Source organism: Guyparkeria sp., assembly GCF_041687595.1.
Taxonomy (GTDB): domain Bacteria; phylum Pseudomonadota; class Gammaproteobacteria; order Halothiobacillales; family Halothiobacillaceae; genus Guyparkeria.
The window spans coordinates 4,240-11,315 of record NZ_JAWLBP010000058.1; the positions used below are offsets into that span (position 1 = coordinate 4,240).

The 7,076-nt window shown below is 67.3% G+C and carries 9 protein-coding genes; 2 read left to right on the forward strand and 7 right to left on the reverse strand.

Annotated elements, in window-relative coordinates; translation table 11 throughout:
* On the reverse strand, nucleotides 1-627 hold a 627-nt coding region (gene ruvC, locus ACESL5_RS08620; protein WP_372592378.1), incomplete at its 3' end, for a crossover junction endodeoxyribonuclease RuvC.
* Nucleotides 620-1,360 carry a YebC/PmpR family DNA-binding transcriptional regulator gene (locus tag ACESL5_RS08625; RefSeq protein WP_372592379.1) on the reverse strand — a complete coding sequence of 247 codons (741 nt, stop codon included), beginning with the start codon at nucleotides 1,358-1,360 and terminating at the stop codon, nucleotides 620-622. The genes ACESL5_RS08625 and ruvC, both read right to left, overlap by 8 nt.
* A gap of 254 nt (nucleotides 1,361-1,614) precedes the next feature.
* On the opposite strand from ACESL5_RS08625, the gene ACESL5_RS08630 reads away from it, so the two are divergent.
* Nucleotides 1,615-1,959: a hypothetical protein gene (locus ACESL5_RS08630; RefSeq protein ID WP_372592380.1), complete on the forward strand. Its 345-nt coding sequence runs from the start codon at nucleotides 1,615-1,617 to the stop codon at nucleotides 1,957-1,959.
* Between the two features lie 42 nt (nucleotides 1,960-2,001).
* Here the strand turns inward: ACESL5_RS08630 and ACESL5_RS08635 are convergent, their stop codons facing one another.
* The 4 genes from ACESL5_RS08635 to ACESL5_RS08650 all read right to left on the reverse strand — a co-directional run bounded on the left by ACESL5_RS08635 (nucleotide 2,002) and on the right by ACESL5_RS08650 (nucleotide 5,802).
* Nucleotides 2,002-3,276: a multidrug effflux MFS transporter gene (locus tag ACESL5_RS08635; RefSeq protein ID WP_372592381.1), complete on the reverse strand. Its 1,275-nt coding sequence runs from the start codon at nucleotides 3,274-3,276 to the stop codon at nucleotides 2,002-2,004.
* Nucleotides 3,277-3,286: 10 nt separating this feature from the next.
* Complete coding sequence (locus ACESL5_RS08640; protein WP_372592386.1) at nucleotides 3,287-3,895, reverse strand: anthranilate synthase component II; 609 nt, start codon at nucleotides 3,893-3,895, stop codon at nucleotides 3,287-3,289.
* Between the two features lie 94 nt (nucleotides 3,896-3,989).
* The gene (locus ACESL5_RS08645; protein ID WP_372592382.1) at nucleotides 3,990-4,733 is read right to left on the reverse strand and encodes a ferredoxin--NADP reductase; all 744 of its coding nucleotides are present in this window, start codon (nucleotides 4,731-4,733) and stop codon (nucleotides 3,990-3,992) included.
* A gap of 115 nt (nucleotides 4,734-4,848) precedes the next feature.
* On the reverse strand, nucleotides 4,849-5,802 hold the full coding sequence (locus ACESL5_RS08650; RefSeq protein ID WP_372592383.1) for a DMT family transporter: 954 nt from the start codon (nucleotides 5,800-5,802) through the stop codon (nucleotides 4,849-4,851).
* A 245-nt stretch (nucleotides 5,803-6,047) separates the two neighbouring features.
* On the opposite strand from ACESL5_RS08650, the gene ACESL5_RS08655 reads away from it, so the two are divergent.
* Nucleotides 6,048-6,212, forward strand: coding sequence for a DUF1328 domain-containing protein (locus ACESL5_RS08655; protein WP_372592384.1), 165 nt, complete (start codon nucleotides 6,048-6,050; stop codon nucleotides 6,210-6,212).
* A 75-nt stretch (nucleotides 6,213-6,287) separates the two neighbouring features.
* Here ACESL5_RS08655 and ACESL5_RS08660 read toward each other — a convergent pair.
* Nucleotides 6,288-7,076, reverse strand: a 789-nt coding sequence (locus ACESL5_RS08660) for a phosphomethylpyrimidine synthase ThiC (RefSeq protein ID WP_372592385.1), incomplete at its 5' end; no start/stop codon positions are given.

Below are 7,076 nucleotides of genomic sequence, written 5' to 3' on the forward strand. Positions count from 1 at the left end.
GGCGGCATCCATGTCCCGCCAGCCGCGCGAGTCGCTGCGGCGGCGATAGCGCCGTTGCGATGCCTCGCGCAGGATGGCGCGCGCTTCCTCGTTCCCGCTGCCCTTCGCCACTTCGACTCCGCCGAAGGCATTGCTGCGGTAGCAGTGGCACAGGGCCACGGCAGCGGCGTCCGCCCCGTCCGCCGACGGCAACTCGGCCAGTCCGGCCAGTCGCTGGATCATGTGGGCGACCTGCGTCTTGTCGGCCTTGCCACTACCGACCACCGCCTGCTTGACGGTCGCCGGCATGTATTCCTCCACGGGCAGTCCGTGGCGCACCACCGCCGCCAGCGCCGCGCCGCGCGCCTGGGCGAGCTTGAGCGACGAGGATTCGCTGCGGTACATGAAGATCTGCTCGATGGCGCATTCGGTCGGCCGGTGGGTCTCGATCCACTCGGTCACGGCATCGAAAACGCCGCCCATGCGGGCGGCGAAGTCACCACGAGACTGGAGGGACAGGCTTTCCAGTTCGAGGCAGCGCACCCGCCCCCCCGTGAACTCGATCACCGCCAGCCCCAGCACGCGCGAGCCGGGGTCGATGCCCAGCACCCGGCGCGCGGGACGATTCGCTTGTGGCGAATCAGGCATAGACCTCGTCCGGGATCTCGGCGTTGTGGTAGACCTCCTGGACGTCGTCGAGGTCCTCGAGCATGTCGATCAGCTTGACCACCTTCTCGGCGGTCTCGCCCTCGACCGGGGCCGTGGTCGAGGCGCGCATGGTGACCTCGCTCTCTTCCGGCGGCAGCCCCGCCTCGATCATTGCCTGCTTGACGTCGCTGTAGGTCTCCGGGGTGGTGATCACCTCGATGGCGTTGTCGTCGAACACCTCGATGTCCTCGGCGCCGGCCTCCATGGCGGCCTCCATGATCGGGTCCTCGTCGCTGCCCGGCGGGTAGTAGAGCACGCCGAGACGGGAGAACAGGAAGGCGACCGAGCCGTCGGTGCCGAGGTTGCCGCCGTTCTTGGAGAAGGCGTGGCGCACGTCGGCGACCGTGCGGGTGTTGTTGTCGGTCATGCCGGTGACATACACCGCCACGCCGCCCGGGCCGTAGCCCTCGAAGGTGACCTCGACGAAATCCTGCCCCTCGAGATCACCGGCGCCGCGCTTGGCGGCCCGCTCGATGGTGTCCTTGGGCATGTTCGCACCCAGCGCCTTGTCCCAGGCCAGGCGCAGCCTCGGGTTGGCCGCCGGGTCGGCGTTGCCGCCCGTACGCGCCGCGACCGTGATCTCGCGGATGATCTTGGTCCAGAGCTTGCCGCGCTTCTTGTCCTGCGCGGCCTTGCGATGCTTGATGTTCGCCCACTTGCTGTGACCGGCCATTCTCCACCTTTGCTGTTGCTGGCACGGCCCGGATTTCACGGGCCGTGTCACCAGTTGACTGACATGACGGCAGGGATTCTATCACCGCCGCCCGACATCCCGAGGAGAGACCCCGCCCGGCGATGTCACGAAAAAGTCTGCAACATCCCGGAACTCTCGACCTGACTCGTTGACACAGGGCTAGCGGGCGGCATTCATGCTCGCTGCTCGGCTAGATGCCGGGAAATTCACAGACAACCTGAAAAGGTGTTTTTATGAAACTCGAAGCCAAGACCATCACTACCCTTATCGGCAGCACGGCATTGGCGACGATGATCGGCATGGGCAGCGCCCACGCCCAGAGTGCGAACCAGGGCGCACAAGGCGGCACCGCACCGCAGGGACAACCGCAAGCGCAAGGTGGCGGCAGTGCTCAGGGCGGCGCTCAAGGTGGTGTCCAGGGCGGTGGTGCCCAAGGCGGCACTCAGGGTGGCGTTCAAGGCGGCGCCCAGGGTGGCGTTCAGGGTGGTGGCCAGGGTGCTGCTCCGCCGCCGACCGCCGGAGACAAGGACGACGGGAATGACGACGACGAAAAGGAAGATGGCATCATCGGCATGTAGGCCGCCCATCTTCCCGTGAGATATCCGCCAACGGCCCGCTCCTCAGGGAAGCGGGCCTTTTTCGTTTTGACCTCGCCCTCGCGCCCCGACCAGCCAGCAAAACCACAGGGTGAGCCCGGCCAGGTATAGCGCGGCCATCCCCACGGCCAGCGCGAACAGGGAGTCGGCCAGCCAGGCCACCATCACCCCGGACACCAGGCCGGCGAAGGCCATCTGCGTCGCGCCCTGCAGGGCCGAGGCCAGCCCCCGCTGTTCCGGCCAGTAGTCGAGCGCGACGAGGTTGAGCGCCGGCATGGTGGTCGCCATGCCCATGACATAGAGCGTGATCGGCGTGACCGTCAGCCACACCCCATGCGTGACGTCCGGCGGCTGCACCCAGGCCTGCACCAGGTTGTAGACCACCGCCAGCCCGGTCAGCGATAGGCCGAGGCCCATGGTGGCGGTCATGCCCATCCGCCCGGCGAGCCAGCGGGTCAGCCGGCTGCCCAGGATCAGGCCGATCACCAGCGGCACGAAGAACTTCCAGAAATCGGTCTCGTCCTGGCCGAGGTGGTCGATGAGAATCGCCGGCGCGGCGGCCACGTACAGGAACATGCCGCCGAACAGCAGCGCGAACACGATGATCAGCTGCATGTACCGCGGGTGTGACAGCGCCCGGGCGTAGCTTTTCAGGACGAAGGCCGGGGCGAACGACTGGCGGTAGCGATACTCGACCGTCTCGGGCAGCAGTCGCCAGACCGCAAGCATCAGCAGCAGGGAAAAGCCGACCAGGAACCAGAACACCGAGCGCCAGCCGAACCATTCATGCAGCCAGCCGCCGATGATCGGCGCGGCCGCGGGCGCGGCGGCGAACACCAGCATGATGTTCGCCATGACGCGCTGGGCGTCGGCACCGGCGAACAGGTCTCGCACCAGCGCCCGGCCGATCACCACCCCGGCGCCGGCGGCAAGCCCCTGCCCCACCCGCGCGGCGACCAGCTGACCGATGCTCTGCGAGAGCGCCGCGAAGACGGTCATCAGCGCGTAGGCCAGGAGGGCGAGCAGGATCACGCGCTTGCGGCCGAAGCTGTCGGAGGCCGGCCCGTAGAACAGCATCATCGAGGCAAAGGCGACCAGGTAGAGGCTGAGGGTCTGCTGGATGGCCGCCTGCCCGACGCCGAATTCGTCGCCGATGGCGTGGAAGGACGGCAGGTAGGCATCGACGGTGAACGGCGCGAGCATCAGGAGCCCGGCGATTACCAGCACGAGCACAGCCGCGCGTCGACCGCGCGGGGACTCGCCGCCGGGAGAAAGGGAATCGTCGACCGGCCCGGTCACGCCGGCCCGGTCACGCCGGCAGGGCTTCGCGCACGCCGGAACGGTAGCGCAGGAAGCTCTTGAGCTGCTGGTGGCCGTGCTGGGTGAGGATCGACTCGGGGTGGAACTGGACGCCCTCGATGGCGTATTCGCGATGGCGGAAGCCCATGACCTCGTCGACCGAGCCGTCCTCGTTCTGCGTCCAGGCAGTGATCTCCAGCACCTCGGGAATGCTGTCGCGGGCGACGACCAGCGAATGGTAGCGCGTCGCCTCGAAGGGGTTGGGCAGGCCCTCGAAGACACCCACGCCGGTGTGGTAGACGGGCGAGACCTTGCCGTGCATGACCTCCCGGGCCCGCACCACCTTGCCGCCGAACACCTGGCCGATCGCCTGGTGGCCGAGGCAAACGCCCAGGATGGGCAGCTTGCCGGCGAAGTGGCGGATCACCTCGAGCGAGATGCCGGCCTGGTCCGGGTCGCAGGGGCCCGGGGAGACCACGATATGGCTCGGCGCGCGGGCCTCGATCTCCTCGATGGTGACCTGGTCGTTGCGCGCCACCCAGACCTCTTCACCCAGCTCGCCGAGGTACTGGACGAGGTTGTAGGTGAACGAATCGTAGTTGTCGAGCATCAGCACCATTGCGGTCGCCACTCCAGGGTTCCAAGAGATCGGGCCGGCCGGAAAGCGGAAAGCACGGTCGGCGTTGACCTTCCAGTATAGGGAAGCTCTCGACTCAGTGGTACTTCTCGACCGTGATGTGGCCGGGCTCCCGGCGACGGTGGCGGCGCAGGCCGCGCGACTCGAGCAGTTGCCGGACCTCCTTGATCATGTCCGAGTTCCCGCAGAGCATGACGTGGGCATCCTCCGGACGCAGCTCCAGCGCGACATGCCGCTCGAGATCACCGGAGGTCAGCGACGCCTGAACCCGCTCGCGCAGGGCAGTCGGGCACGCCTCGCGCGTGACCAGCGGCACGAAGTCGAACCGGTCGCCGTGCTGCATTTCCAGTTGGCGGATGGTCTCGCTGTAGGCCAGGTCCGCCACGTGCCGCACCGAGTGGCCCAGCACCACGCGCTCGGCACGCTCCCAGGGAGCTTCGGTCTTGAGCATGGACAGGAAAGGCCCCAGCGCGGTGCCCGTGGCGAACAGCCACAGGTGGCGATGCTCAGGCGTGCGTTCCATGGTCATGGTGCCGGTGACCGAGGTATGCACGAACAGGGAATCCCCGACCTCGAGGCGAGCCAGCCTTGGCGAGAGCGGCCCCTCCGGCACGACATTGAAGAAGATCTCGTGCGGCGTCTCGCCCGGCGCGTTGACCAGCGAGTACGGCCGCGCGACACGCTCGCCGTCGATGTCGAGCCCGACGCGAACGAACTGGCCCGCCTTGAAGGCCGGCAACGGGGCCCGGAACCGCAGCGAGTAGAGCCCTTCGTTCCAGCGGATCCTCTCGGCCACCGTCACTTTCAGCCATTCGCCCATGATTCACCTCGTCTCGATTCGTGCAGGAACTCCCTCGCCCGCTGTCTTGGCGCGGTTCGCCATGCTCCAGCATGGCATGATTCACGGGCGGCTGCCGTCATCCCGCGGCACAGGGTCAGCGAGCCGCCAGCCGACGGGCATGGTGCCGCTGGCGACGCTGGTAGAGCGTGATGATCAGCAGCGCCGACAGGATCAGGCCGATCCCGACCTGCTTGACCGGCCCCGGCGTCTCGCCCAGCACCAGCCACGCGCTCAACACGCCGATCCCGGGCACCAGCAGGACGCCGAATCCAGCCACCCAGGTGGGCAAGTGGTGCAGGGAATAGACCCAGAGCAACCAGCCCAACGCCCCGGCGAGCAACACGTTATAGATCAGCGCCCAGAAGAAATTGGGCGTGGGATCGAAGGCGAAGGGCTCGACCCAGAGCGCGATGCCGGCCAGCAACAGGCCACCGTAGAGCATCTGCCAGGCGGTCAGGTTGAGCAGGTCCGGCTGGTAGCGATGGTAGTAGCGTTTCTGCCAGATCGCCCCGAGCGCCCAGCCGATCCCGGAGGCGAGGGCGAGGCCCACGGCGGCGAGCGCCAGCGAGGTCTCCCACGGCGAGATCAGGAGTACCAGCCCCGGTATCGCAACCGCGATGGCCAGCAACTGCACCGGGGTGATCCGCTCGTGCAGCGCGAAATGGGCCATCAGCGTCAGCCAAAGGGGCATGGTGAAGACGATCACGGCGGTCTCGCCGGCCCCGCCGCCTGCCTCCAACGCCCACATCATGAAGCCGACGAATCCGGCTGTCTGGAACAGGCCGATCGGCAGGGCGTAGAACAGCGGGGGCGGGCGGAACCGCTTGCCGGCCAGCGGCAGAATCGCGATCAGCAGGAGGGCCGGCAGAACGGTGCGCAGCGCGGCGAACCAGGCGGCGGAGACGTCCACCAGCACCGCCTTCATCACCACCCAGTTGTAGCCCCACATCAAGCCGAGCAGAAGCAGGGCCAGAACCGGCAGCAACGTGATCGGTGCGTCCGCGGGAATCTCGCGGTCCTCGACGGGACCCGGGGTCGACTCGGTCATGCGCTCACCGGCATTTTCAACAAGGGGCGGCGATCTTAGCAGCCCAGCCGGCATGACGACCGATACCGACTCCATGCACGCCCCCGGCACCAGGGAATCCGAGCAGCGTCACCCGATTGCAACTATCGTAGGGCAGGCCGTGCGAAATTCGTGGCCTACCAGACAACCGCCGGCCTCACGCCGACGACCGGCCGCAAGGCTTGACGTGACGTCTTGCCGGGCCGCGCAACCAAGGAGGTGCCATCATGCTGTTCTGGGCTCTGGTTTTCCTCATCGTGGGTATCACCGCGGGCGTGCTCGGCCTGACCGGCCTCGCGGGCGCCGCCACTCAGATCGCCCTGATCCTGTTCGTGGTTGGACTGATCCTGGCCATCGTCTTCTTCGTGATGGGCCGGCGACCACCCGTCTGACGCCCCTCGGAACGAATCACGAAAAAAACCCCGGCCAGGCCGGGGTTTCGTTGATCCGGGTGTGCGCAAACGGCGTCAGATCCGGCCGTAGACCTCGCCGCCCTTCTCGACGAACTCGATCGACTTCTCCTTCATGCCCCGCTTGAGGGCCTCCTCCTCGTCGACCCCCAGCTGGTCGGCGTACTCGCGCACCTCCTGGGTGATCTTCATGGAGCAGAAGTGCGGGCCGCACATGGAGCAGAAGTGGGCCACCTGGTGCGCCTCGGCCGGCAGGGTCGCGTCGTGGTATTCACGGGCCCGCTCCGGGTCGAGCGACAGGTGGTACTGGTCGAGCCAGCGGAACTCGAAACGGGCCTTGGACAGGGCGTTGTCGCGGACCTGCGTGCCCGGGAAGCCCTTGGCGAGATCCGAGGCGTGGGCGGCGATCTTGTAGGTGATCACGCCTTCGCGCACGTCGTCCTTGTCCGGCAGGCCGAGGTGCTCCTTGGGCGTGACGTAGCAGAGCATGGCGGTGCCGTACCAGCCGATGTTGGCCGCGCCGATGCCGCTGGTGATGTGGTCGTAGGCCGGGGCGATGTCGGTGACCAGCGGCCCGAGGGTGTAGAACGGCGCCTCGAAGCAGTCCTCGAGTTCCTTGTCCATGTTCTCCTTGACCATGTGCAGCGGCACGTGGCCCGGCCCCTCGATCATCACCTGCACGTCGTGCTTCCAGGCGATCTGGGTCAGCTCGCCCAGGGTCTTCAATTCGGCGAACTGCGCCTCGTCGTTGGCATCCGCCAGGCAGCCCGGGCGCAGGCCGTCGCCCAGCGAGAAGGAGACGTCGTAGGCCTTCATGATCTCGCAGATCTCGTTGAAGCGCGTGTA

What these genes read in the sequence shown, in the direction of transcription:
- ACESL5_RS08625 (WP_372592379.1), bottom strand. Translation starts at nt 1,360, where the DNA reads ATGGCCGGTCACAGCAAGTGGGCGAACATCAAGCATCGCAAGGCCGCG.
- ACESL5_RS08630 (WP_372592380.1), top strand. Translation starts at nt 1,615, where the DNA reads ATGAAACTCGAAGCCAAGACCATCACTACCCTTATCGGCAGCACGGCA.
- ACESL5_RS08650 (WP_372592383.1), bottom strand. Translation starts at nt 5,802, where the DNA reads ATGACCGAGTCGACCCCGGGTCCCGTCGAGGACCGCGAGATTCCCGCG.
- ACESL5_RS08655 (WP_372592384.1), top strand. Translation starts at nt 6,048, where the DNA reads ATGCTGTTCTGGGCTCTGGTTTTCCTCATCGTGGGTATCACCGCGGGC.
- ACESL5_RS08645 (WP_372592382.1), bottom strand. Translation starts at nt 4,733, where the DNA reads ATGGGCGAATGGCTGAAAGTGACGGTGGCCGAGAGGATCCGCTGGAAC.
- ACESL5_RS08640 (WP_372592386.1), bottom strand. Translation starts at nt 3,895, where the DNA reads ATGGTGCTGATGCTCGACAACTACGATTCGTTCACCTACAACCTCGTC.